At 48.2% G+C, this 26,540-nt stretch carries 16 protein-coding genes; 14 read left to right on the forward strand and 2 right to left on the reverse strand.

What is annotated here, in order from left to right; translation table 11 throughout:
- Positions 1–310 precede the first annotated feature (310 nt).
- Positions 311–577: a SemiSWEET transporter gene (locus tag ACRRS1_RS01935; protein WP_432468515.1), complete on the forward strand. Its 267-nt coding sequence runs from the start codon at positions 311–313 to the stop codon at positions 575–577.
- A gap of 34 nt (positions 578–611) precedes the next feature.
- On the opposite strand, the gene ACRRS1_RS01940 is transcribed toward ACRRS1_RS01935, so the two are convergent.
- Positions 612–1,172, reverse strand: coding sequence for a hypothetical protein (locus tag ACRRS1_RS01940; protein ID WP_432468514.1), 561 nt, complete (start codon positions 1,170–1,172; stop codon positions 612–614).
- 286 nt (positions 1,173–1,458) lie between these two features.
- Between ACRRS1_RS01940 and yghU the strand changes: the two genes are divergently transcribed.
- A complete protein-coding gene (gene yghU, locus ACRRS1_RS01945) occupies positions 1,459–2,313 on the forward strand; it encodes a glutathione-dependent disulfide-bond oxidoreductase (RefSeq protein WP_432454860.1) in 855 nt (284 codons plus the stop codon).
- 79 nt (positions 2,314–2,392) lie between these two features.
- Here yghU and ACRRS1_RS01950 read toward each other — a convergent pair whose 3' ends face one another.
- The gene (locus ACRRS1_RS01950) at positions 2,393–3,127 is read right to left on the reverse strand and encodes a sulfite exporter TauE/SafE family protein (RefSeq protein WP_432454859.1); all 735 of its coding nucleotides are present in this window, start codon (positions 3,125–3,127) and stop codon (positions 2,393–2,395) included.
- Between the two features lie 212 nt (positions 3,128–3,339).
- Here ACRRS1_RS01950 and ACRRS1_RS01955 point away from each other — a divergent pair, with 212 nt between their 5' ends.
- The 12 genes from ACRRS1_RS01955 to recD all read left to right on the forward strand — a co-directional run bounded on the left by ACRRS1_RS01955 (position 3,340) and on the right by recD (position 26,204).
- Entirely contained in the window at positions 3,340–4,707 is a 1,368-nt protein-coding gene (locus ACRRS1_RS01955) for an aspartate aminotransferase family protein (RefSeq protein ID WP_432454858.1), read from the forward strand.
- A gap of 280 nt (positions 4,708–4,987) precedes the next feature.
- A complete protein-coding gene (locus ACRRS1_RS01960) occupies positions 4,988–5,404 on the forward strand; it encodes a CBS domain-containing protein (protein ID WP_432454857.1) in 417 nt (138 codons plus the stop codon).
- Positions 5,405–5,786: 382 nt separating this feature from the next.
- Positions 5,787–7,790, forward strand: a complete 2,004-nt coding sequence (locus ACRRS1_RS01965; RefSeq protein WP_432468513.1) for a prolyl oligopeptidase family serine peptidase — start codon at positions 5,787–5,789, stop codon at positions 7,788–7,790.
- A complete protein-coding gene (locus ACRRS1_RS01970; RefSeq protein WP_432454855.1) occupies positions 7,791–9,926 on the forward strand; it encodes a TonB-dependent hemoglobin/transferrin/lactoferrin family receptor in 2,136 nt (711 codons plus the stop codon).
- A gap of 9 nt (positions 9,927–9,935) precedes the next feature.
- The gene (locus tag ACRRS1_RS01975) at positions 9,936–12,230 is read left to right on the forward strand and encodes a proprotein convertase P-domain-containing protein (protein ID WP_432468512.1); all 2,295 of its coding nucleotides are present in this window, start codon (positions 9,936–9,938) and stop codon (positions 12,228–12,230) included.
- A 4-nt stretch (positions 12,231–12,234) separates the two neighbouring features.
- Positions 12,235–13,680, forward strand: a complete 1,446-nt coding sequence (locus tag ACRRS1_RS01980) for an Lcl domain-containing protein (protein WP_432454853.1) — start codon at positions 12,235–12,237, stop codon at positions 13,678–13,680.
- On the forward strand, positions 13,680–14,261 hold the full coding sequence (locus ACRRS1_RS01985) for a DUF1566 domain-containing protein (protein ID WP_432454852.1): 582 nt from the start codon (positions 13,680–13,682) through the stop codon (positions 14,259–14,261). Before ACRRS1_RS01980 ends, ACRRS1_RS01985 begins: the two co-directional genes overlap by 1 nt.
- A gap of 419 nt (positions 14,262–14,680) precedes the next feature.
- Positions 14,681–16,195 (forward strand): YifB family Mg chelatase-like AAA ATPase, encoded by a 1,515-nt coding sequence (locus ACRRS1_RS01990; RefSeq protein ID WP_432468511.1) that lies wholly within the window; start codon positions 14,681–14,683, stop codon positions 16,193–16,195.
- Between the two features lie 316 nt (positions 16,196–16,511).
- A complete protein-coding gene (locus ACRRS1_RS01995; RefSeq protein WP_432454820.1) occupies positions 16,512–16,907 on the forward strand; it encodes a hypothetical protein in 396 nt (131 codons plus the stop codon).
- Between the two features lie 112 nt (positions 16,908–17,019).
- On the forward strand, positions 17,020–20,403 hold the full coding sequence (gene recC, locus ACRRS1_RS02000; RefSeq protein ID WP_432460743.1) for an exodeoxyribonuclease V subunit gamma: 3,384 nt from the start codon (positions 17,020–17,022) through the stop codon (positions 20,401–20,403).
- Positions 20,396–24,136 (forward strand): exodeoxyribonuclease V subunit beta, encoded by a 3,741-nt coding sequence (recB, locus tag ACRRS1_RS02005; RefSeq protein WP_432468510.1) that lies wholly within the window; start codon positions 20,396–20,398, stop codon positions 24,134–24,136. The genes recC and recB overlap by 8 nt, the downstream gene beginning before the upstream one ends.
- Positions 24,129–26,204: an exodeoxyribonuclease V subunit alpha gene (gene recD, locus ACRRS1_RS02010; protein WP_432468509.1), complete on the forward strand. Its 2,076-nt coding sequence runs from the start codon at positions 24,129–24,131 to the stop codon at positions 26,202–26,204. Before recB ends, recD begins: the two co-directional genes overlap by 8 nt.
- The last annotated feature ends 336 nt before the right edge of the window (positions 26,205–26,540 follow it).

The raw sequence follows: 26,540 nt of genomic DNA on the forward strand, positions 1-26,540 counted from the left end.
GGCTAATATAAGGGCAAGTATTATCAGCCCCAACCAGAGGCTTTTTAGGCGTGATATATCGATTGAGCTGTGAGCGAAAGGCGGTTACTTGATAAAATGTTCTTGAGTGGGTATTTGAAGTTTGACCATGGGCGTTGGGCGTTGCATCGTAATAAAGTTATATCCGGTTGGTGCTGCGGTGTTTATTCTGAACTCAAGTTAATTTTACAGTTTCATATTAACGACACATTTGTGAGTTAGTGCTCTGTTTTTCAACGAAAAGGTGCATACTGTGCAGCTTGAAAATAAATTGAAGAGGTTAAACATCGTCATGTCTATCGACTCGACAGTTCTGGGCTATTTCGCTGCATTTTGTACCACCTGTGCTTTCATTCCACAGGTGATCCATACTTGGAAGACCAGAGATACCAGTTCGATATCGCTCGGTATGTATGCGCTGTTCGTATTAGGCGTTTTTTTATGGTTGGTTTATGGCATTTTACTCGAAGATTTACCGATTATTATTGCTAATATCATCACTTTCACCCTCGCATCGGCAATTTTGTTGTTGAAAGTGAAAGATTCTTTCGGCAAATAAATCGCAAGTATTGCAGGAAGACCTTGGTTGTCGATTATTTCCAGCTAAATTCGCCATTAAGTGTATTGCATTCCAGCAACGAGTTCTCGGCATCGTCGATATATATTTGTTGCTCAGAGGAAACTGGGTAGCTTAAATAGGCCGAGCATTCGGCACTTTGGCCGTTACCGACCACCACTTTTGTCTGCGGCTTTAAAGTGCAGCGAACCAATTTGTCGAGCGGGGACCATTGGTAACAGATCTCATAGTCGGCGCGGTATTTTGCGATTTCCCCAGAGGGTTGCTGAAACGCCCACCATTGGCCAAATTGGCTATTGGGGTTGGTGCTATTCCATGCTCGATAAACGGTGACTTGAGTGGCAAGCTTACTTCGATAAACTTGTCCCTGACACAGTTTCCCTTGGTTTGGCTTGCCTAAAGCTTGATTTAACAGTTGCTGATCATCAATCACTTCGAATTGGTCTTGCATATCTGCGGGTAGCGCTACACTACCGAGGCATTCGGGCTCTGCTTTGGCGAGGCTTGGTGATTTAATGGTTGTGCTGCTGCAGGCAAATAGCAAGCTGATTAGCAGACTAGAGAATAGGTTTTTCATAAGTGCTTCTGATAGAAAACATAACTTACAATGATTGTAGACCTTTAGTGAATATATTCTAAATATCTAAGTTGAATGCTTGAGACAGGCCACACAAGCTTCGCTTTGTCCGCGCACTAAGCGAAATATACAGGCGAAGGCTTAGATTTTTGAGGACGGATTAACCGCCGTTTTAAGTTATTAATTTCAATTAATTACTAAACCAATCAAAAACGGCTGGAAAAATGAAGTGAGAAGGTTTTAACTGGCGATAATGATCCTAGACAATAAACTAGAAGGAAGCACGATGGCAGAGCAGTATACCCCTCCAACAGTTTGGACGATGGACAATGAAAATGGTGGTAAGTGGGCGAGTGTGAATCGACCGGATTCGGGAGCCCGGCATCAACAGGACCTACCGGTAGGGGAGCATCCCTTGCAGTTGTATTCGATGGGAACGCCAAATGGGCAAAAAGTGACCATTATGCTCGAAGAACTATTGGCGCTGGGCGTGACGGAAGCTGAGTATGACGCTTACTTGATTAACATTGGTGAGGGCGATCAGTTCTCATCAGGTTTTGTCGAGGTGAATCCTAATTCGAAGATCCCGGCCTTGGTGGATCGCTCCGGTGAGACCCCCATTTCAGTATTTGAATCGGGCGCCATCTTACTTTATTTAGCCGAAAAATTTGGCTGCTTGCTGCCCAAACAGCCAGCGGCTAAAGCGGAAGTTTTAAACTGGTTATTCTGGCTGCAAGGTAGCGCACCGTATCTAGGTGGTGGATTTGGACACTTTTATGCATATGCGCCAGAGAAGTTTGAATACCCGATCAATCGCTTCTCGATGGAAGCGAAACGTCAGTTAGATGTGCTGGATAAGCGTTTGGCTCACAATAAATTTATAGCGGGTGAAGAATACACTATCGCAGATATCGCGATTTGGACTTGGTACGGCAACTTGGCACTGGGCAAACTTTATGATGCTGCTGAATTTTTAGATGTAGGCTCTTATCCCCATGTTGTTGCTTGGGCGCAAACCATCGCCGCTCGTGAAGCCGTTCAACGTGGACGTATTGTGAATCGTTCGTCTGGTGAAGCTGGTGAATTCCTTGCCGAGCGCCATAGTGCGGCAGACATCGATCAAGCCTTAAGCAAGCGCTAAATAGACGTTGCTGCTCCCTATTGAGGGGGCAGCCGTTGCCGTTTGTTTCGCGACACTTAAGCGACGGCGCGTTCCGGCCTTAATATATCTTCTCTACTGAAGCACCCATGCCGAGTAAGGCGACTAGCACCATCACCGGTAGGGCGATATGTTTAAAGCTGCGTGGCGGCCAACGATTAAACGCCGTTTGGCCGATCTTTACGGCCAGCATGGTCGGTAATAGCAATATGCCTATGTGGCTAAGTACCTGCCAATTAAACACTCCGCTCACGATTAAGCCCAGCACCGATAACAGCTCGCTCACGATAAAAAACAAAATCATGGTGGCGCGTTGTGTTTGTGGTTTGAGTGGACTCGACAGCATATAACACACCACCATTGGTCCCCCGACCGAAGCGCTGGCGGTGCCTGCACCGGATAGAAAACCAAATAGGACTGCAGTTAAGGGTTTATCCATGTGGGGGAAGCGAATGTTGCAGGCAAGGAATAACGAAAATAGCAAAATGAATACACAAATTGACAGTTTGAGCAATTCTGCTGGCAGTAAAATCAGTAGACCTAAGCCCAGCGGGATCCCCAGTAAAGAGCCGAACATTAGTTTTTTTAAACTCGAATAATCCGCCTGTCGTCGCGCCTGAGACCACAGGCTCAAACTGCACAATAAATCCAGCGACAAAATCACAGGTACACTCTGCTGAGGGGTAAAAAACAGATTCATACCAATGATGGCGATCGCAGCAAAACCAAACCCAGTGAAGCCTCGAACGAAGGCTGCCAGCATGACCACCGGTACCATTAAGCCAATACTGTCCATGCTCACTCCCTAGAGCAAAAGCTTGAGTTTGCCTGCTTTGAAGTTCTTACTATAGGGCCAATGAAACTAAGTGTTAGGCCAGTGTGCTCCCAATAATTTGTTCTTTTTGTCTGGCTCCATGGATTCGAATTGCTGGTCCTAAGCATTGCTGTGTTGCCGAGTTAAGGTCTGTTCATGTTTTATGTCAGTCATTCGTCTCAGGGAGTAGCGATATGTCATTAGTTAATGCCGCGGCCATCGAGCAAGATCGTCAACATGTTTGGCATCACCTTAGCCAGCACAGCGTGTTAGCAACTCAAGATCCAATGGTCATGGTGAAGGGGCAAGGTTCGCGCGTATGGGACGCCAAAGGGAATAGCTACTTAGATGCTTCTGCGGGGGGCGTATGGTGCGTGAACGTAGGTTATGGACGTAGTTCCATCGCTGAGGCGATTAGTCAACAGCTCACCCAACTTAATTTTTTTGCCAGCACCGCAGGCACGATCCCAGCAGCTGAATTTGCCGAAAAACTGTTAGCTAAAATGCCCGGTATGAGCCGCGTTTATTACGCCAGTTCAGGTTCTGAGGCTAACGAAAAAGCCTTTAAGATCGTGCGCCAGATAGCCCATCGAAAATATGGCGGTAAGAAGCATAAGATCCTTTATCGTGAACGCGATTACCATGGGTCAACCATTGCAACCTTAAGTGCCACCGGTCAGGAAGAGCGGCGCATGCAATATGGCCCCTTTGTACCTGGTTTTGTCGAATTTCCGCATTGCTGTGAATATCGGAGTCAGTTTGGCGAGGTGAAAGACTACGGGGTGTTGGCCGCCAAAGAGCTTGAAAAAGTTATACTGCGGGAGGGACCGGATACCGTGGGCGCGGTGATTTTAGAGCCGATTACTGCTGGTGGTGGGGTGATTACTCCGCCCGAAGGTTATTGGCCAAGCATCATGGAAATTTGTAAAAAATATGATGTATTACTGCACATTGATGAAGTGGTTTGCGGTTTAGGTCGTACTGGCGAGTGGTTTGGTTATCAGCATTATGGCATCAAACCTGACATCGTTACTCTGGCGAAGGGGGTTGCCTCGAGTTATGCCGCAATTTCCTGCACCGTGACTACCGAACAAGTTTTCAATGAGTTTATTGCCGACAGCAGCGATCGTGATGCTTATTTTCGCGATATTAGTACCTTTGCCGGTTGTACCGCAGGCCCTGCCGCGGCATTAGAAAATATGCGCATTCTTGAGCAAGAAGAATTGGTGCATAACAGTAAGGTGATGGGCGACTATTTGCTGGCTCAACTCAAGCACTTGCAGAGCAAACATGGGATCATTGGCGATGTGCGGGGTAAGGGTTTATTACTGGGTATTGAACTGGTCAGTGATCGCGATTCGAAAACTCCGGTCGACGAGAGCGTGGCGGTAAAAATTGCGGCGATGTGCATGGCAAAAGGTCTGATCATTGGTCGCACCAACCGTAGCTTCACAAGTTTTAATAATACCCTGTGTTTGTGTCCGGTGCTCACTTTGAGCCAACAAGAAGCAGACTTCATCGTGTCGACTCTCGATCAAGTGTTCGCTGAAATTGCCCGATAATTGGGTCGCAAGAACATTTTTGGCCAGAAACCTGTGACTTGATGGAGCCAAAGCACGCTGCTGTTTTATCAGCAGGGTGCTAGTTTGCTTTGTTTATCGCAGTGTGACTGCTCTTTACGCGAAAAACTTGTTTCGATCGCGGCTCTCATATCCTTGAACGACAAACGTTTAATTGCCTCGCACCTATCAATCTAATAGGTATTAGCCATTTCACAGCCTCCTCCCTGCCAACTATAGTTAGAACTAATCGGTCATTTAAATGGCCAAACAAGGAGGTCTTATGCAAAACCTAACTATTAAAAATTATATGAAAACTCAATTCTTGAGTTTAAAGCTGAAACAAAGCATTAGTGACGTGAGTGAAAAACTGATTGTGTCACAACAAATCGGTGCCCCAGTGGTAGATGAACAAAATCATTTATTGGGTTGGGTTTCCGAGCAGGATTGTGTGGCGCAAATGCTGCAAGCAGGCTACTACTGTGAGCAGAGTGCGTTGGTCGAAGACATCATGAATCGAGATGTGTTGAGCGTGAGCCCTGCTGAAAGTGTTTTAGATCTGGCCAAGCAAATGCTGGAGAACAAACCCAAAAATTATCCGGTGGTGGAAGCTGGCAAGTTAATTGGTTTAATCGATCGCAAAGCAGTGTTAGTGGCGCTGCAGCATCACCAACAGCAATGTTTTGTTGATCGGAAATAGTAGACGTGAATGTTATGTGGACATTGGTAAACTCGTTTTTAGCGCTGATTTGAATTGTCTAAACGAATGATTGAATGGCGATGATTGTTATCTATCTGCATGATAAATAGGTATAAAAATCATATAACAGCGAACTGAATAATCACCTTTATGTGGTATTTAGAGGATTGAATTTTACGGTTTGAACCGTGATTTTTGTGAACTTTTTCCGAAATAAAATTTGGATACACGGAGGTTTGAGTTCACTGAAAATTTTAGTTTCAGTGAATAAACAAGTTCAATAAATTGCACTCAAATACAAATGATAATTGATCTCATTTGTATTTGAGTGCAGAATACGGCCACTATTTATGGTTTGCCGTGATTTTGTTGTATGAAATGGATGTCTGTATTTTTGCTTTTGCTCGGTGTCGTAGTGGAGCACTCTAGTTATGCTGCTGATGATTTTTCCTGGTTAAAAGCTGAACCTCATAATGAAGCTTCGGTTAGAGCCTACCTTGAACAACAAAATCGCTCCGCTCAACTAACGCTAAACCCCTTAAAACCTTTGCAGCAATCCTTGATCGCGCAGTGGCAGAATGCTGCATCAGCTAAAGCTGAAAGTCCTTGGTTAATTCGAGGTGATGACGAACTCAATCAAATTTGGTTGAATGGTGAGCGGGTGATTGCTCGGCGTAAGCGAAACAGCCAGTCTCAAAGCATATTATTGAATATCGAACAGCGGGCTGCAAAACATGATTATTATCGCTTAGCCAATTGGTCACTCAGCCCCGATGGAAAACACCTTGCCTTGGCTGAAGACGTCGTGGGCGATGAAAACTACCGTATCGTTGTGATTAATCTAGCTCAATCGACGGCTCTGCAAGTGGCAATCAAGAGTGAAACCGCTTTGTTATGGGGACGCGATAGTCGTCGCTTATATACGATTGAACACCTGAGTACAGAGCCTGCTGGAGTGGCTCTCTACGAGCACTTTCTTGATACTGGACGGTCTCAACTAAAGTTGATGGAGTCCGATCCTCAGTGGATCTTGTCAGCCTATGTGGCAAGTGATCCGGAATATGCGGTCATCCAGCTAAATAATGAGGTGATGTCGGAGCAGCGACTACTCAACCTCGTTACAGGAGCGCTGTTAGAGCCTATTCGGCCACGCCAAAATGGTATTGAGTATTACGCTAATGTGGTGCATGGCAAGCTCTATATTAACAGCAACCATACCGGCAATTTTGGTTTATACCAAAGTGCCTTAGGTGCATCACAATGGCAAGTCGTATATATCCCCAAATCGTCAGCAGAACTGAAGCATTTCTATCTCTTTGCCGCAGGCATCCTGATCCACGAACACGAGCAGGGGCGGGATCAGTTAGTCATTATTGGCTATGACAAAGCGGAGCCTCTGCACTTAGCGATGGCTCCGGAGGGGGCCGTTGGTTGGATTAGTCGCATCGGTGATTTTAACAGCAATATTGTCCATATTCGAAGTATGTCAATGATTCAGCCCGCGAAGTGGGAGCGTCTTCATATTGGTAATGCTCAACGTTCGTTGATTAGTGAAGATGCCTATCCGGGGTTTCAGCAATCAGCCTACCGAACGGAGCAAATTAGTATTCAGTCGGGCTCGGTGCGCGTCCCAGTTACGCTGGCTTACAAAAGCAGCATGCTACATCGGCAATCACCGGTTTTGTTATATGGCTATGGTGCTTATGGTTTTACGATGCGGCCGTATTTTATGTCGCAAATCATCTCGTTATTGGATAAAGGCTTTATTTACGCGATTGCTCACGTACGGGGCGGTGGCTATTACGGAGAGGCATGGCATTCCGCAGGTAAAGGGGTCAATAAACCTGCTGGTATCGCCGACTTTGTTGCGGCGGCTAAGACTTTGCAGAGTTTTAAACAAGGACAACGGAAAATAGCAGCAATGGGATCCAGTGCCGGCGGAACGCTGATCGCGGCGGCAGTTAATCAACATCCTGAGTACTTTTCAGCGGTAAGCCTCAATGTGCCTTTTGTGGATGTGGTGGCGAGTATGTCTGACGCTTCACAGCCTTTGACGGCACAGCAATATCATGAATGGGGTAATCCCAGTCAGGCTAATGAACTGGCGGTTATGGCTGATTATGATCCGGTGAATAACGTTGGGGCGTTGGATTATCCTGCCACGATGGTGCGAGTGGGCTGGCATGACAGCCGAGTACCGTATTGGGAGGGGGCTAAATACCTTTCTTTGTTAGCTGCGCGCAGCCAAGGCCGCGGCCCCTATTTATTATTAACCGACTTTCAAAGCGGACATGCTATGGACCGGCGCCAGGCGTTGGCCCAGCAGGCCATGGACTACGCATTTTTGATCCACTACTTACTACCATCTGAGCAAACGGAGTTGTAAATGAAACCGTCTCGACTAAGCATGATTGTGTTAAGCGCAATTGTTGCTGGCTTTGTGCACGCCGAATCTGACATCGCCCCCTTAGAAACCATCGTTGTGGTTGCCAACAAGTACGAAGAAGATCTTTCGAAAACGGCTGGCAGCGTGGCGGTGATTAACAATGATGATATGCGTAAGGCGGGGGCGACAGAATTATATGATGTGCTAAATCAGGAGCCGGGGATTAGCGTCACGGGAGGCGCTGGTCGGCCCCAGAACATTGCTATCCGAGGCATGGTGGGGAATCGAGTTGCGATTGTGAAAGATGGTATTGCTACATCAGATGGATTTGGGGCAGATGACTTAAATGACAGCGCTGGACGAAATTCTTTCGATGTCGCCACGCTAAAACAAATTCAAGTGGTAAAAGGGGCGAGCTCAACCAGCTATGGTTCCGGTGCAATCGGAGGGGTGGTTATTCTCAAATCTTACAGTCCGGAAGACTATTTAGGAGATGAGGACTTTTATACTGATATAGCAACAACTTATAGCGGGATTAGTCATAAATATCGAGTGGCTTCTAATTTGGCTTTTCGGGTCGGTGATACCAGTAGTCTGATTTCGGGCGCTTATTGGACCGGTGAAGAAACACGAAACTATCAACAAGACTTATATCAGCGAGATCTTGAAGGCGTTAGTTTTGAATATAGCGTGCATCATGATGTAAGCGACCAGTTGTTGTTGAAAGCGAAAGCTGAGATTTACCGTGAGCAAATGAATACCCGCGAGGGCACTGCATCGGTGCAGGCCGATGGGGCTTGGGACATTGTTGATTATACCGAGCAAGATACTACGACCACTTATCTCGCATGGCTAGGTGCTGAATATCAAGCCTCCAAGGCGTGGATGGATGACCTAGAGACCAAGCTTTATTACCGGGTCAGCGAATTTGATGAAGATACAAATCGCCTGATGGACCGCAACAATAACGGGATTAGAGAACTACGTCGAGAGTTGGATCAACGTGAGTTTAACGACCAATTGTTGGGATGGTCCATTGATCTGAATAAAGAACTGTACAGCGGTAGTCTCAGCCATGTACTTGTCTACGGTGCCGTCGCAGAAACGGCGTATCATGATCGTCCTACTCATGATGCCCGTTCTGATTGGAATGGTTCGACTTCCACTGCATCGACTCCTTTTGCTCCTGCTCGTAGTTATTCTCTTGGTATGTACCTACAAGACTCTATCTCCTTGAATGCATGGACCAGCATGATTGGACTGCGTTTTGATGCGCATCAGTTGACGGCTGACGATAGTTCAGCGATCCAATTTGATGGCCTTCGAGATAATCGCAGTAGTGAGCTGTCGCCGAGTTTTTCGCTCGCCTATCAATTTACCCCTGAGTTAAATAGTTATATCAGTTATAAGCACGGTTATCGGGCGCCAGAATACGACAAAACCTACGGCTATATCAGTCATGAGTTCGTGCCGATTACACCTTTTGTTGTATTGCCTAACTTTGAGTTGAAAGCGGAAACCAGCGATAGCTTTGAACTTGGAAGTAAGTTCGACAATGGCGTATTACGTGTGTACGCGGCGGTGTTCTATAACCAATTCGAAAATTTCATCAGTGTTGTCGACGCAGGCTTTAATGCGTCTAGCGGATTGTTTGAGAAACGCTATGAAAACCTCAGTGGCGTGAATACATATGGTGCCGAGCTCTCTACTTTATATGCCTTGAATCAAGCTTGGAGCTTGTCAGGCGCAGTTGGATGGGTCAACGGGAAAAACGACGAGGGTGAATATGTTCGTGCCATTACCCCCCTGGAAGGAAATTTATCGCTGAGTTTTGAGCAGGGCATATTTGACGCTTACAGCCGGATTAACTGGGCTGACGCGATGGATCGGACTCCGAGCTGTTCCAATGCGTTCGGCCTCGTGAGCCAGTGTGCAGAAACAACGGCTTGGTATTCTTTGGATCTCGGGCTTGGGATCGCATTGAGTCAAGATCTATCGCTGAATCTAAATGTGATTAATTTACTCGATCGAGAATATACCCGTTATCAGGATGTTGCAGGTGTAGGCGTTTCGCAGACCAAATATTCCACTCAGCCTGGGCGCTATTTTACCGTCAATGCGCGCTATGTATTTTAAGGAGAGAGCATGAAACGGTTAATATTTCTGGTGTTATTTGGAACGCCTCTTGGTGCTTTGGGCGGCCAGTGGGATTATCCAGCAAGCAATAACGTGGTGCTTGATCAGCAAGAAGCGAAACGTTATGTAGAGTCCCATTATCCAACGATTGGTAAGCCTAGCCTCCGTTATCAGAGCGAAAGTCGCTTGGGCCATCAGTATAATTTTAACATTACGCTGGATGGGGAATATAAACCCCAGCGAACTATCGTGGTGCATAGCGATCATTCAGGCTTAGTCCAGAGAGTTTTTAAAAGCTTAGATGATACGATTTTGCGTGATGGCGTTGCCTCAGTGGCGGGCGAACTGGAGCACGCTCGGCGTTTGAAAGCCGATGCGCCACCGGCTCTGGATTCTGGCGTTATTGTTAAGGCTAATATTGAGGTTGTCGATCCGGATCTACGAACCATGGATCGCTTGCCTGCCCCAGAGCAGGTTTGGCAGCAGGTCTCTGATTACCCTCTGGCACCACATTTGGTCACTCGACAAGTTGAGCTATTAAATAGTGGTGGCAAATATTACTTGTCTAATAGTCGAGTCTCAGAGGTTGATGCCGAGTACTTAGAAGCGCAGGATCCACAAACTTTAGAGTGGTCTCAAAGCGATAGCGCTTCGTTTTCCGCAAAAGAAGAGATCAGCCAATTTTCACAACTCGCTGATATACAGACGCTGCAGTTTGCTAGCCCTCAATTCACCCAGTTGATGGCTTTTTATCAACTTGATCAATCCATACAGTATCTCGAATCCTTGGGTTATCACCTTTTCTCTGGGCCCATTCGTTTTGATGCCAGAGGCTTAGGCGATAACAACTCTAGTTATTTTATGGGGCCCAAAGCGGTGATGTTTGGACTGGGGGGTGGCTCACCAGATGCACTCGATGCTGATGTTGTGGTGCATGAATTGGGTCATGCAATCCATTATCACATTGTTCCAGATTGGGGTTATGGGCACAGTGGTGCGATGGCGGAAGGCTTTGCGGACTATTGGGCGGGTTCTAATAGTTATCGCAAGCTTTACCAGCAAGGAAGTGATTTTGAAATAGATACACTGTTTAACTGGGATGGCTACTTTGGAAATAAAATTTCAACCCGTAGTTTGTGGAATCAACGCGCGCGTTATTTTGAGCAAAGCGAGTACCGTGCTCACGAAAGTGTAGCTGGCGAATTGGGGGATGAACTTTGGTCAAGCCCTTTGTTTCAAACCTTAAAACAAGGGGTGGAACTTTATGGTGAGGTGGCCTTTGAAGAAGTCGACCGTTTAGTTCTGGAATCCATGTATGGCATGGGCCGTGGCATGAAGATGCATGATCTTGTGGAAAGCATGTTGTATGTGGCCAAGCAACTTTATCCAGAACGTGTTTACCACACGCTGCTACAAGATAACTTTGTAGCGCATGGTTTAGTCAAAGAGCCATTTCGCATAGAAATGGATAGTCGCTACGTCACGCCTGCTGCTCCTTTGGCGATACGTCTTTTTAGTCAGGGAAGAGAAGCAAGTGTCGCGGGTAGAATTGAAACGTCTACTGGGGTTTCTCAGCGGCTTCAATCAGATAAATTTACCCAACTTTCAACCGAGCTAAGTCTTACTGACTCCGCTACTTGTGGCGAGTCATTCAAACTTAACACTCAATTATCTTATCAGTATGACACGACGCTAAAATCACTTGATTGGTCTCACTCATCTGCTCTGGTTTTTGGGCTCCCCGAACTCAATCAGCCAACGAGGCTGCAACAATCATTGATTCCTGATGCAACGCTTTCTGACTCGGGTGCCTTGAATTACGGTTTTAAGAGTTTCAATTTCATCATTACCGATGACGACGCCTTGGCGGCTGATGAGCTGGGTATTTACCTTAAGTTGCAACACAGTCAGTTCTCTGACTTAGAAATTACACTGGTTGCACCTTCGGGGAAACGTCAAATTCTTATGCAGCCGACTCGTTACTCATCACCATCGCGAACTTTTTATTGGGTTGCGAAACACGATCCGATTATTCAGGCTTTTTCTGCAGAGCGCATGGCTGGCACTTGGCGCTTAGAGTTAACGGACTATGTGCCTGAAAATACAGGGTACTTGCTTGAGTGGGCCGTTGGACGTGTCAAACAATATAACTGTACCACCGAGACCGATTCAACAGGGGCTGGCGATAACGCGACGAATACTTCAAGTGCTGGGGGGGCCGTTTCATGGGGTTCTCTAGTGATTGGATTGGTTTTGCTGTGGCGTCGTCATTTTTTTCAATCTAAATCAAATAAAAGAACTTAAGTCTATGCAAACAAAATTATCTATAGCTGCTGCTGTTCTGCTCATAAGCGGATGTGGTGGCTCGGACGGAGGCTCCGATATCAGTGCTCCCACTTATCAGGTCTCAGGAACGATCACTGCGCTGGCTGCGCAGGGGGACGAAAAGGTCTGTGCCGATCTGAATGGCGATTTTCTTTGTGCCGCGAATGAACCCAGCGCAATCAGCAGTAATGGTAGCTTTTCCATTAGCAGTACTAATAAGGCCATTCTAGACGCGCCTTTGGTTGTTGAACTGGATACAGGGGTGACAGCAACATCACATTCGCTCAAGGTCAATGCACAAAGTGGTGGGGCAAATGCACTGCTGGTCGCGCCTGGACAAAGAAAAGCGAGTGGTAATCAGATTAATGCAATCACCACTCTCGTTGCTGCAAAGGTAGCGAGCGGAGCAGTCTTGTCTGATGCGATCGAGCATGTCAAGCAACAGCTTCATGCGATGGGACTCTCAGCAACGGATGAGTTGCTTAATGAAGGAAGTGATAGCGAGTATGCACAATTAGAGCAAAACTTATTGCTGGTGATTTCTGCCATGGATAAGTCGCAACCTGACACGCAGCTTGGGGTATTGAGTTCCAATTTGTCGGATTATCAAGCCCTGCTATTGGCGGGTGCTCCGTCAGATAATGCGGTATCTCAATTACTTGCAGAGTTGAGTTACGGCACCCGTCAGCAAGATCTTAATGATACCGGGCTGCAGACCTATTTCAGCGATGGTGGTGATACCACAAATGCTCCAGTTGATTATCCCGGTCAAGATGCTGATTTTGGTCATGATAGTCTCAATGACGGATTTCATTTTACTAAGTTAGATGAGAATGGTGCGGCTTTACCATCGACTGCAGTACATTGGTCTTGTGTGAGAGACGAACGCAGCGGCTTGATATGGGAGAACAAAACGGATGAGCCATCCTCACCTCAATTTAAGGATCGACTATTTGTTTACCAAGTGAGAGGTACCTTTGAACCTTACAGTGAAGATTTAGCGGCCATTAGCTGTGAGGATGGTATTTGCTCAACTGAAGATTATGTTGAGTATTTAAATGAGCAGAAGGTTTGTGGCTTAGAGCATTGGCGTTTACCCAAATTTGCTGAATTTTATGACTTAATTGATTTTGGCGAATCAGAGCAGGATGAATTGGGTGATGTTTATGGGCTGACGCGTGCTTACTTTCCGCGACAAAGTATTGCCAGTGACCTCGCTGCGGGGGAAGTTTGGACTTCTGATGAATTCTTTACCGAGTATGAAGATATCAAAATTCCGGGCAGTCGCTATATTTTAGCCGCAATGACTCGCGGTATTTATCGAGGAACGACCTATCCAGTTGCTATTTACAGTGATCAGACCGAACCCGATCTTTGGACGTCTTATCAATTACCTATTCGATTAGTATCAAAAGTGGAGTCAAACTAATGAGATGCTTGCAACTTGGTGTATTACTGCTGTTGGTGCCTATGCTTGGAATGGCGGCTCAAGAATGTTCTTCAACGATGTCGAAAACAGCGCCCAATGTCCGCTATCAATTTAATGCGAATGGAACTGTGAGTGATCGAAGTACCGGTTTAACTTGGATGCGCTGCCCGCTGGGAAAAACCTGGAGCAGCACCGAACAGCGCTGTGAGGGAGAAGGACAAGCAATGTTTTGGCAGGCTGCCTTGAATGATGTACAGGCGATTAATAACAGCCCAAATCATGCCCTATATCATTTCGCTGATAAAGCGAATTGGCGCATGCCCAATATTAAAGAATTGGTTACTTTGGCTGAACGTTCATGCCGGAACCCTGCTTTAAATGGAAAAGCCTTCGCCAACGCTTTTCCTTATTCAACCAATCAGGAAAGCTATGGTGCTGGTGATATTAGAGCCTATGTTTGGAGTAACACTCATGTTCAGCTTTCGAGTGAAATTTTCACATTTGATGTCCGTAATGCCGAGATTATTTCATTCGGCCCGACTGTGATTCAAGGCAGTGTATTGTTGGTGAGCGATAACTGATTTGATCAAGTGCGATGAATCAATCCTCGGCTTTTGCTGGGGATTTTTTATGTGGGAAAGCATATGGTAGCGGCTTTTATCCGCGGCGTATCGCTCCTTCTACGCCTTGTGACAATATCTTTCGAGGCTTAATCATTCAAAGTGGCTATGCCTGTTTTGAGGGCGCACTTTTATCAGGCCGACAACGTACCAAGATCTCCTTCGTTTTTTTAATTATGAGATGCCTCAGGATAGTCTTATCAGGCCGACAACGTACCAAGATCCCCTTCGTTTTTTTAATTATGAGATGCCTCAGGATAGTCTTATCAGGCCGACAACGTACCAAGATCTCCTTCGTTTTTTTAAATTATGAGATGCTTCAAGGACAGTCACCGATAAATACGTCTACTATGTAACTAGTTAATAGCGTTGGGATGTTTATGGGATTAGCGATTGTACGTACTTGTGCCTTATTGGGGATGGAGGCTCTAGATGTCACGGTAGAAGTGCATTTAGCCAACGGCTTACCGGCGTTTAATATTGTTGGTTTACCGGAAACTTCGGTCAAAGAAGCTAAAGATCGAGTGCGTAGTGCGATATTAAATAGCGGCTTTTCATTTCCTGCTAAGAGAATTACCGTTAACTTAGCGCCAGCCGATGTGCCGAAAAGTGGCGGTCGTTTCGACTTGCCGATTGCCATTGGTATTTTAGCCGCCGCGGCCGAAGTTCCTTTAGCCTGCCTCGACGAAATGGCCTTTTGTGGTGAGTTGGCGTTATCGGGGGCGATCCGCCCTGTGAGCGGAGCGATTGCCACCGCGCTATCGATGAGTGAGCAAGGGTTCACGTTGGTGACCGGAGAACAAGACGCGCAAGCGGCAGCGCGAGTGCCGGATTCCAAGGTACATGCCAGTGCCAGTTTGCAAGCCTTGAGTGCCACGCTGAATGGCCAACAGGCCTTTGTGCTGCAAATGGCCAGTCCTGAAGAACCGAGTCAAGCCAATAATTTATTAGACATGAGCGAGGTACAGGGTCAGCATCTGGCCAAGCGCGCACTCGAATTGGCCGCCGCGGGAGCACACAATTTGTTGATGCTGGGTCCCCCAGGGACCGGAAAAACCATGTTAGCCAATCGCTTGCCGGGTATTTTGCCTCGCTTAACTGAGCAGCAGGCGATTGAAGTGGCGGCGATTGCTTCGGTAAGCTCTCAGCAGCGCGAATTGGGGCAATGGTATGTTCCGCCGTTTCGCAGCCCTCATCATAGTGCCTCGATGGTCGCCTTGGTGGGTGGCGGTTCCAATCCTCGGCCCGGTGAGATCACCCTGGCGCACCAAGGCGTTTTATTTTTAGATGAACTACCGGAGTTTTCTCGGGCCACCCTCGATGCCCTGCGCCAGCCGCTGGAGTCCGGTGAAGTGCACATTTCGCGTGCTGCTTTGCAGGTGCGTTTTCCTGCTCAGTTTCAATTGATCGCAGCGATGAATCCCTCGCCCTGTGGTTATTATCAGGGACAGCAGTTGCGCAGTAACCCCGATCAGATCTTGAAATACCTTGGTAAGTTGTCGGGGCCATTTTTAGATCGTTTTGATTTGAGTGTGGAAGTCACGGCACTACCGCAGGGCACCCTTTCCAAACATGCAACTGGCGAGTCCAGTGAGCAGATCAAACAGCGGGTGAGTAGGGCAAGGCAGCTGCAAATGTGTCGAGCGGGTAAACTCAACAGCCAACTAAGCGGTAAAGAGCTGCATCGTGATGCTGAGTTAAATCCAGCCAATAGCGAGTTTTTGGAACAGAGCATTAGCCAACTAGGCTTGTCGGCACGGGCCTTCCATCGAGTATGGCGTTTAGCCAGAACCATTGCTGATCTGAAACAGCAAGCTGATATTCAGCGTCAAGATTTAGTAGAGGCCTTGAGTTATCGGGCCATGGATCGTTTGCTGCATCGTTTGTCTAACTAAGCGGATTTTGCTTTGAGCCAAGTGCGGCCTAACTCTCATTTTTACTGACGGACTGATGATTTACTGTTGGTCGAGATAAAATAGCAATGATTTGGCTGGTAATTGTATTGTAACTCGCGTTCAATTTGTTGATGTTCAAGGAAATTAGCTGCATGTGTAATCGTAGCTGTGATTGTTTTTATGTGACGATTGCTTGAGCTTACTTGTTCATCGGTGCGGGTCAATAAGCGAATATCAAAATGCTGCTAATTAAGAATTTCTGCGGTTCAGTATGACCTCTAGTATTGATGGCGCTTTCAATGAGGAAGATGAGTAGATGATGAAATGGATGCTGATAGGCATTTCTCTATTATTTGGCAGTGCTAATGCAGAAGGCCTTCGGGTGTGGTTGCAAACCGGCAATGACTCTCAGTGGATGGAAATGAGTGATTTACAAGTTCAAAGCTCCGACGGCAGCCTCAAGCAGCGCATGCTGGCACTTGATGTTGACGGTAAACCCATCTATTTATCGTTGAGTGAACTGGCTTTTATTCAAGCTGCCAATCGTTACTACTATGTGTCAAATCAATATGTTGCCATTACGCATAGCGGCCTGAGCTTTAAGCTGCCAGCTCCTGAGCAAGCCAAGGGATTATTTGTCGCCAGAAATAGCTACGGTGGTTATACCAGCTTCGATTATTCGGCGCTGCGCAGAATTATTTTTTCCCAGTAGCTTTCTTTCAAGAGAGACCGAGCGGGTTTAGCTAACAATTGCCAAAGCCATTCTTCTCTCGTAGTATTTTTCTGGCACAATACAGGCTGCCTAGCTCAAGGGAGTCGCCTTCTTGTTATATCTATATCAAAGTAATCATTTAGACACACTGCAAATACTGCTAAGCAAAGTGATGGCCTTACAGGCTCCCGCTAACCCATTTACTCAGCAACAAATATTGGTGCAAAGCCCGGGCATGGCACAGTGGTTGAAATTGCAACTGGCTGAGCAGCAAGGCATTGTGGCAAACGTGGCTTTTCCGCTACCTGCGAGCTTTATTTGGCAAATGTTCCATTTGGTACTGCAAGATGTGCCCGAACAAAGCCCTTTTAACAAAGAAGCCATGAGTTGGCGCTTAATGCGTTTACTGCCACAACGACTTCGTGAAGCTGAATTTACGCCGCTGCGCCATTATTTACTCGGTGACGATGAAAGTGCCGCCATTGAAGGCCGTAAGCTGTGGCAATTGGCGCAAAAGGTGGCCGATATTTATGACCAATACTTGGTCTATCGTAGCGAGTGGATCAGTGCTTGGGAAGATGGCGATGATTTAAGCGAAGTGAGCCAAAGTCAACCCTGGCAACCGATTTTATGGCGTGATTTGGTGGACGACACCGTAGGCTCGATGGACGCCCCCTATCACCGTGGCAATATGTATATCGATTTTGTTGAGCAGCTGCGTTTCAGTAGTGCAGCACCTGAAGGCCTGCCCGAGCAGGTGTTTATTTTTGGTATCTCGGCGCTGCCACCCGCCTATATCGAGGCCCTAGATGCTCTGGCGCGACACACCAATATCCACCTATTTTTAACTAACCCTTCGGAGCACTATTGGGGCGATGTGCGTGATGTGATGACGCTGCTGAAGCAACAAGCAGAGATTGAGCGAGTGGGGAATCCCTTACTGGCGTCAATGGGCAAACTGGGGCGTGACTACATCGAGTTGCTGCACCCACTCAATAAACAAGAAACCGACATTTTTGCCAGTAATGTCGCTGAGCAAGCAAGCCCTCGTTTATTGTCTTTGTTGCAAGACGATATCCTCAAGTTGCACGATCCGATTGATTATCAGCAAGTTGACAGCAGTCAACATAAACGGCTGATTCAGCCCGGTGATCATAGTATTCAGCTACATCTTTGTCATAGCCCACGTCGTGAGCTCGAAGTCTTACATGATCAGTTGCTGGCGATGTTTGAGCAAGATCCCGAGTTAAGCCCGCGAGATGTGATTGTGATGGTGCCAGATGTAAACCGTTATGGGCCGATGATTCAGGCGGTATTTGGCAGCGCCAGCGCCGAAACCCGTTTGCCTTTCGCCATTTCTGATCGCAGTGCCACCCAAGAAAATCCGGTGTTATTAAGCTTTTTAGAGCTGCTGGCCCTACCGCAAAAGCGTAAATCGGCCGCCGAGCTGTTAGCGCTATTAGAAGTGCCGGCGATTATGCGCCGTTTTGAGCTGACTCAGGATGAGTTAAAACCCTTGCGTCAATGGGTCAAAGAAGCCGGAGTGCGTTGGGGTTTAGATGGCAGTGATCGCAGTCGCTGGCAAGCCCCGGAAGATGAAACCCATTCTTGGTTATTTGGTCTAAAACGGATGTTACTCGGTTATGCCATGCCCAGCGAGGTGGGTTTGTATCAGGGCATATTGGCTTATGATGAGGTGCAGGGGCAGCGTGCCTTAGCCGTGGGCAAGTTGGCCGATTTTATTGATCAGCTGATGCAACTGGAACAGCAACTATTAGCCGCAGTTCCGGCCGAGCAGTGGCGAGTGCGCTTGCAAGTTTTGCTGCAACATATCTATCGTTTTGATAGTGATGATGAAGCTGAGCAGCTGCGTTTATTGAAGCTGTTTGAAACGCTGGCGGAGCAATGCACGGCAAGTGATTATAAAGACGATATCAGCCCAGAGCTGATCCTTGATTATTGCCGTAATCAACTCAATTCACAGCGAGGCAGTCAGCGTTTTCTGGCGGGTCAAATCAATTTTTGCACGCTGCTGCCAATGCGCGCCATTCCCTTTAAAGTCGTGTGTTTGCTGGGGATGAACGACAGCGAGTACCCACGCAGTGTACCGAGTTTGGGGTTTGACTTAATGGCGGATAATCCGCCAAAGCGTGGCGACCGGAGCCGCCGAGACGATGACCGTTATTTATTCCTGGAAGCGCTGTTAGCGGCGCAGCAGCGTTTATATATCTCTTATATCGCACATAGCGCCAAAGATAATAGCGAACAAACGCCCTCGGTACTGGTGGCAGAGCTGTGTGACTACCTTAGCCAAAGTTGTGCGCTGGTGGGAGATGAAAAGCTGAATGTGGATCAGTCAGGCGAGAAACTGTTGGCACAGCTGCGTTGCAAACATCCTTTGCAGCCTTTTTCAGCGGAGTATTATCAAGCTGCCTTCGCGAGCGGTTCGCCCGGTGAAGATTCACCTAAAATTTTTAGTTATGCGCAGCGCTGGCTACCGGCGGTGGCGGCACAGCAGCAGGTTAAAATATCCTCCGTGGAAGCCGCGCCGTTGATTTCGGAGGGGGGGGGAGCCGATCTGGAAATGGATGAGCTACTGGCTTTTAGTCGCTCGCCAATTGCTTATTTTTATCAGCGGCGTTTAAAAGTAAGTTTTCCACGAATATCGGAACAGTTAGAAGAAACCGAACCCTTTGTGGTGGAAGGCTTATCCGCTTACAGCATGAAGTTACACCTACTCGAGCAACAATTGGAGAATGCCGATAAACAGCAACAGTTTGACTATTTACATGCCGCAGGCGCGCTACCCCACGGCGGTTTTGCAGAGGTCTCATTTGAGCAACAATGGCAAGAGATGCAGCCCTTGGCCGACACGCTGTTTCCCTTATTAGCGGGCGGTGTCTTAGAGCCTCAGCAGCTGTTCATCGATATCGACTACGTCGCTGAAGATAGTATTTTGCAAACCCGCTTATCGGCCTGGCTGAAACATCGCTACGGGCAAGGCCTGGTGACTTATCGGCCCGGAAGTATTCGCGGAAAAGATTTAGTGGCAGCCTGGTTATGGCATCTGGTGTTTCATGCGGCGCAACCCGAGCAAGCCATCAGCAGCTATATCATGGGTCGCAAAAATGGCTGGCAATTTGCTCCGATAGAGGCCGGGCTGGCTGTGCAATGTTTGGGTGACTGGTTGACTTGTTTGCATGCTGGCTTGCAGCAACCGCTGTTATTACCGATAGAAAGCGCCTGGCAGTGGATCAGCCAATGCAAAGATAAAAAAACCGGCAGCATCGAATTCAGTGACGTCAATCTAGAGAAAGCCCGCCGCGCCGCGCGCACTCAGTTTACGGGAGGGGCTTTTGCTCAAGCCGAAGGCGATGATCCGTATATTCAGGCCCAGCTTAGTGACTTAGAAGATATCTGGCCACAGTTCGAAGCCAATACTCGGCGTTTACTCGAACCCTTAATGGCACATCTGGAGGCGTTTGCTAATGTCTGATTCAAATACCCAAGCTCACACTGAGTCACCTTTAGCTAGCCAGAATTTAGATGCCTTTAGCTTTCCGCTGAATGGTGCGCGGCTGATCGAGGCCAGTGCCGGCACCGGTAAAACTTATACCATTGGCGCTTTAGTGCTACGTTTGTTGCTAGGGCATGCACGAGATGTTGCACAGGGGTTTAGTCAGCACGGCCAGTTGACCCCACTGAATATAGAACAAATTTTGGTGGTGACCTTTACCGAAGCGGCCACTCAAGAATTACGTGGGCGAATTCGTGAAAAAATTCATGAGGCTCGCCTCGCTTTTTTACGAGGGGAAAGTAGCGACTTCTTTATCACGCAATTATTAGATGAGGTGAGCGATCACTCTCTTGCGGCGCAACGTCTGTTGTTGGCTGAGCAAAATATGGATCAGGCGGCGGTATTCACCATTCATGGTTTTTGCCAGCGAATGCTGAAACAACACGCCTTTGAGAGCGGCTTGCCCTTTGAAATGGAGTTTTTAACTAACGAAATTCATTTGCGTTTGCAGGCGGTGCAAGATTGCTGGCGGTTGCGATTTTACCCGCTACCGGTGCCACTGATTAGTCGAATTGTTCAATGTTGGGCCAGCCCACAGCAGCTGCATCAGGAAATTGGCAGCTTGCTCAATCAAAGTCACTTTGAGTTGCAAGGGGTGCCAGATGAACAAGACTTGACCGCCTTTTTTGCCCAGCAAATTGCCCGTATCGAGGCCTTTAAACAGTTGTGGAAACCAGCGGCTCAGGATATTGCCGAGTTGCTTGCCAGTGCGCCACTGAATGGGAATAAGTTTCGCAAAGCCTCGCTGGAAAAATGGTTAAACTTGATTAATCAATTTGTCGATGCGCCAACCGACAGCGACTTTCTTGGCAAGCCTCTGCGTGAGGCTTTGCAAAAATTCACACCCGAGAATTTAGCCAATGGAGTGAAAGCCAAGGGGCAGCCGCCGGAGCATCCGGCCTTTGTGGCTATCGAGCGTTTATTTAGCCAGGAGCAGAGCATCAAAAGCTTGTTGTTGGCCCAGTTATTACCGCAAATTCGCCAGCGCTTTAGCGAGCTAAAACAGCAGCAACAGCTGCTGAGTTTTGATGATTTGCTGGCAGGCTTAGCCACTGCACTGAATGCGCCGCAGGGCGAGGTGCTGGCCAGGCAGATTGCCGAGTTATATCCGGTGGCGATGATTGATGAGTTTCAGGATACCGATCCCCAGCAATATCAAATCTTCAGCAAGCTATACATGGACCGAGCCGACTGCGCCTTAATGCTAATTGGTGACCCCAAGCAGGCGATTTATGGTTTTCGTGGTGCCGATATTTTCACCTACATGCAGGCGCGCAACAATGTGGTCGCGCGTTACAACTTGCCCACCAATTGGCGCTCTACGGGGGCCATGGTGAATGCCTGTAATCAACTGTTTGAATGGCATCAGCGGCCTTTTATTTATGATGATGCGATCCAGTTTATGGCGGTTGATGCCGCCAAAAAGCAGTTGAGTGGCTTGCAGATCAACGGTGAAAGCCAGGCCGCGATGCAGTTCTTGTATCAGCAAAACCCGGCCTTTGTGCGTAGTGAAGATTATATTAATGGCCAAGCATTGGTCTGCGCTCAACAGATCCAAGCTTTGCTGGAAGCTGGCCAAACTGGCGCGGCCACCTTAGGTGATAGCGGCAAAACCGTTTCCGCGGGTGATATCGCCGTGTTGGTGAGAACTCGCCGCGAAGGTGACAAAGTGGCCGCCGCTTTAGCCAAACAAAATATTGCCAGCGTGAGTTTATCCAATCGCGATAGCGTGTTTGAAAGCCCCGAGGCCTACCAGTTTTATTTGCAGCTCTTAGCCTGTCAGGAGCCTCATAACGACCGTAAGTTGCGCGCCGCCTTAGCCTGTAAAATGCTCGGTTTGAGTTTGCAAGAACTGGATGATTTAAATACTGACGAGCGCTGTTGGCAGCGTTATTCCCAAGAGTTTTCAGATTATCAGCAGCTGTGGCAACAGCGTGGCGTACTGGCAATGTTTTATGCGTGGATGAGCCAGCGAGGCATTAGTGAACGTTGGGTAAGCCAGAATGACAATTATGGTGAGCGCTTACTCACTAATTTAATGCATTTAGCTGAATTACTGCAAAATCAAAGTGCTGAGCTCGATGGTGATGCTGCCTTAATGCGCTGGTTTGCCGAGCAAGTGCTTGAGCCCGATGGCAATGCCGATGAGCAACAGCTGCGCTTAGAGAGTGATGCCAACTTGGTACAGATTGTTACCATTCATAAGAGTAAGGGTTTGGAATATCCGATTGTGATGTTGCCATTTATTCTCGGCTTTCGCGAAGCCAGTGAAGCCTTGTATCACCAAGGGGAGCGCTTTATTTACGACTTAGATGCGAGTGAACCGGCCATGGAAGCGGCTTGTCAGGAGCGCTTAGCCGAAGACTTACGCTTGTTGTATGTGGCGGTTACGCGCGCCGTATATTGCTGTTATTTAGGTGTGGCCGATCTGAAAAAAGGCAATGCTCAGAAGGGCGATAGCGATGTACACCAAAGTGCCTTGGGTTATTTACTGCAAAAAAATCAGCCGCTGCCAGCGGGCGCCTTAGTCGCCATTTTGGATGAGCTCGGCCAGCATCCAGATATTGGCTGGCAAATGGTCAGTGAGCAAACACTCACGCCCTACCAAGGACTCAGCGATGCGCAGCCCAGTTATGCCGCACGAGCATTCACCAGCCAAATTAACCGTAATTGGTGGCTCACCAGTTATTCCGCCTTAAGCCGTCAGCAAGGGCATCATGCCGGTTTTGATGCCAGTAGCGATATGGCGTGGTTAGACGTTGGCGAAGAACTGAGTATGGTCGAGGTGGATAATCAGGCCGAGCAACAGCTCAGCATTTTTGACTTCCCGCGCGGCGCCGAGGCGGGTACTTTCTTGCACTTGCTGTTTGAAGAACTGGATTTTCAGGCCAACATCGTACAAATTCGCCAGCGTTTGCCGGCCTTACTGCAAGCCTCCAGCTACAACGAGTTAAACTCGCAAGGCGAACTGAAATGGTTAGCGCCCTTGGCGCAGATGTTTATACAGGTGTGCGCTACCCCTCTGGATGATGGCGGCAGGCTCAGCCCCTATCGGCTGAATCAACTTGCTTTGGAACAGCGTTTGGTGGAAATGGAGTTTTTGCTGCCGATTGCCAATCTTCAGGCCAGCCAAGTCAATCGTTTGATCCGCCATTTTGATCCTTTGAGCCGCGGAGCCAGTGGGTTGGATTTTGCTACGGTGCAGGGCATGTTAAAAGGTTTTATCGATTTGGTGTATCAGCACGATGGCCGCTACTACGTGCTGGATTATAAGTCGAATTATTTAGGCGACAAGGTGGAAGATTATAGTCAAACGGCAATGATGGAGGCGATGGTCGAGCACCGTTATGATTTTCAATATCAACTTTACAGCTTGGCTTTGCATCGCTGGTTGGGCCAGCGTTTACCTGACTACGACTATCAGCAACATTTTGGTGGGGTGTATTACTTGTTTTTACGTGGCATGAGTGGCGAGCAAGTCTCTGACCCTATGGCTGAGCCGTTACAGGCTGTAACTGCAAGCCGCAACGGGGTTTATTTTAGCCGACCGGAGGCGCGTTTTATTCATTATCTCGACCAGCTCTTTGCCGGGCAGACTCTGCCCACCGAGTTGCTCCTTTCAGAACCTGCCGAGGGCCTGGCTGATGAGTGATTTAGCGGCAATCCAATCATCGCCGGCAAGCGCATGGTTACAACAACTGAAACAAACGGGGGCCATCAGCGCCCTAGATTTTCACTTTGCTCAATCCTTTGCCCACAGCGAGCATCGAGAGCCCTTAATGATTGCGGCGGCCATTGTTAGCAACGAACTCAGTGCGGGCCACGTTTGTGTTGATATGGCGAGTTTGGCCAGGCGCTGTGAGTTGCTGGGGGCTTGTCCGATAGAGCACCATCAAGAGAGTCGTTTTTGGCTGGCCTTGTTGAGCCAGTCGGAGGCAGTGCAACAAGCCGACAGTGCCGCGAAAGCCAATGACCCTCAGCAGCAAGCTAAACCTCTGGTCTTACAGTATCAGCGTTTGTATTTGCATCGTTACTGGCATTACGAACAGCAGGTTGCCGAGTATTTTTCCGACATCGGGGCGGCTTGCGCCTTTTCCCCTGTGGACATTAGCACTCGGATCCAAGCCTTGTTTGGCAGTGACTGGGCGATGTTGCTTCAAGCAAAATCGAGTTATCCGGCCGAGCAAATGGCGGTGTACGCTGAGCAGTTTTTAGATGTGAATGACCCGGTTTTACTGAGTAATCGCGGCTGGCTTAATCGGCTGGCAGCTATCACTGAAGCGCAAGATTTACATGAGTTCGTCAATGGCATTGCTGCCAGCAGTCAAATCAACTGGCAGCAGCTGGCTGCGCTACAGGCCTGTTATCAGACTCGATTAGTGATCAGTGGAGGGCCGGGTACCGGCAAAACCACCACCGTGACACGGCTGCTGGCATTACTGCAAGACTTACAGCTGAGCGCTGGTAAGCCGCCCCTGAGTATTCAGCTGGTGGCGCCAACCGGTAAAGCGGCAGCACGCTTAAGTGAATCGATTATTGGCGCGAAGCATCAGTTGAATGCCAGTGAGCAAACCATTGCCACCATTCCGGAGCAAGCATCGACCATTCATCGTTTGTTAGGGGTGATCCCGGGCAGGGCCGAGTTTCGTCATCATGCCAATAATCCTTTGGCTTTAGACATGCTGGTGGTGGACGAAGCCTCGATGATCGATCTGCCATTGATGGTGAAGTTATTGGCGGCGATGCCAAAACAGGCGCGGCTGATCTTACTGGGTGATAAGGATCAGCTCGCCTCGGTAGAAGCCGGTGCAGTACTTGGCGATTTATGCGCCTTTATCAGCCACGGTTATAGCGCAAAGTTAGTGGCATTTTTGCAAGCCTGTAGTGGTTTTAATTTAGCGCAACAGCAAGCTTCTAGTCCGTTAGCGATTGCCGATAAGCTCTGTTTGTTGCGCAAAAGCTACCGCTTTGATGCCCGCTCGGGGATTGGCTTATTAGCTGGCGCAGTCAATCAGGGCCGTGCCGCTCAGGCGCTGGAACTGTTAATGTCACAGCGCCCCGATTTACCCTATCAAGCACTCAATCAAGCGACTTATCAGGATTTGCTGGGGCGAGTGCTGCAGGGTTATCAGCCGTATTTGAGCGCGCTGCAACAAGGCGAGGCGATGCAGCAGGTATTTACTCTGTTTCATCGCTTCCAGCTATTGGTGGCTTTACGCAAGGGTGAACTCGGAGTCAGCGGGCTGAATCAGCGGCTGGAAAGCTTGTTGCAGAAACAGGGTTTGATCGCGCTACCGGCAAGCTCCGACAGCGTCTGGTATGTGGGCCGTCCGGTGATGATTGAGCAAAACGATCACGAGCAGCAACTGTATAACGGGGATATCGGTATTTGTGCCGCCGATGATTCAGGCCAGCTGATGGTGGCATTTGAGTCGGCCAATGGTTTGCGTTGGTTATTACCTAGTCGCTTGCCTGCCCACCAGAGTGTTTACGCGATGACGGTGCACAAGAGCCAGGGCAGTGAATTTGACCAAGTGGTGATGCTACTGCCGCCGGCTAAACAAGCGCTGGTGAATCGAGAGCTGTTGTATACCGCGATTACCCGCGCCAAGAGCGAATTCAGTTTGTATGCCGAACCCGACAGCATTCGTGCCGCTTGTCGCAATAAAACCCAACGTCGCTCTGGTTTAGTCGAGCGTCTGACGGCTGAGTCATCATGAGTTTTTGAAGCTTTGGGAGGCAATGAATGAGCAGCGTTGCTCATTCGGGCTTCGCTTGAACCTTAAAAAAGTTCAGGCGCTTAATTTTGTCAGTGAAGCCTGACTCAGATTGCAATGATTGGTACTTATGCGGGCTTAGGATGAAATATAGGTAATGTCCCTCACTGGAAACTGTCAAACCCTTGATATTGATAGGGGCGCAGGTGAGCTGGGCTGCTTTTTTACTTTAATTGTTTTGATTGGGATTTTTGTGAAGGTAGCGACCGCCCTAAGCCGTCAATGGCCAGCACTCAAAATGGTTTGACCGCTACTTACAAGCGAGGCAGGGCCACAGTG

It is taken from the genome of Agarivorans sp. Z349TD_8 (genome assembly GCF_050870825.2).
Lineage (GTDB): Bacteria > Pseudomonadota > Gammaproteobacteria > Enterobacterales > Celerinatantimonadaceae > Agarivorans.

Coding starts and splice junctions, on each gene's coding strand:
- ACRRS1_RS01935 (WP_432468515.1), top strand. CDS start 311: ATGTCTATCGACTCGACAGTTCTGGGCTATTTCGCTGCATTTTGTACC.
- ACRRS1_RS01940 (WP_432468514.1), bottom strand. CDS start 1,172: ATGAAAAACCTATTCTCTAGTCTGCTAATCAGCTTGCTATTTGCCTGC.
- yghU (WP_432454860.1), top strand. CDS start 1,459: ATGGCAGAGCAGTATACCCCTCCAACAGTTTGGACGATGGACAATGAA.
- ACRRS1_RS01950 (WP_432454859.1), bottom strand. CDS start 3,127: ATGGACAGTATTGGCTTAATGGTACCGGTGGTCATGCTGGCAGCCTTC.
- ACRRS1_RS01955 (WP_432454858.1), top strand. CDS start 3,340: ATGTCATTAGTTAATGCCGCGGCCATCGAGCAAGATCGTCAACATGTT.
- ACRRS1_RS01960 (WP_432454857.1), top strand. CDS start 4,988: ATGCAAAACCTAACTATTAAAAATTATATGAAAACTCAATTCTTGAGT.
- ACRRS1_RS01965 (WP_432468513.1), top strand. CDS start 5,787: ATGTCTGTATTTTTGCTTTTGCTCGGTGTCGTAGTGGAGCACTCTAGT.
- ACRRS1_RS01970 (WP_432454855.1), top strand. CDS start 7,791: ATGAAACCGTCTCGACTAAGCATGATTGTGTTAAGCGCAATTGTTGCT.
- ACRRS1_RS01975 (WP_432468512.1), top strand. CDS start 9,936: ATGAAACGGTTAATATTTCTGGTGTTATTTGGAACGCCTCTTGGTGCT.
- ACRRS1_RS01980 (WP_432454853.1), top strand. CDS start 12,235: ATGCAAACAAAATTATCTATAGCTGCTGCTGTTCTGCTCATAAGCGGA.
- ACRRS1_RS01985 (WP_432454852.1), top strand. CDS start 13,680: ATGAGATGCTTGCAACTTGGTGTATTACTGCTGTTGGTGCCTATGCTT.
- ACRRS1_RS01990 (WP_432468511.1), top strand. CDS start 14,681: ATGGGATTAGCGATTGTACGTACTTGTGCCTTATTGGGGATGGAGGCT.
- ACRRS1_RS01995 (WP_432454820.1), top strand. CDS start 16,512: ATGATGAAATGGATGCTGATAGGCATTTCTCTATTATTTGGCAGTGCT.
- recB (WP_432468510.1), top strand. CDS start 20,396: ATGTCTGATTCAAATACCCAAGCTCACACTGAGTCACCTTTAGCTAGC.
- recD (WP_432468509.1), top strand. CDS start 24,129: ATGAGTGATTTAGCGGCAATCCAATCATCGCCGGCAAGCGCATGGTTA.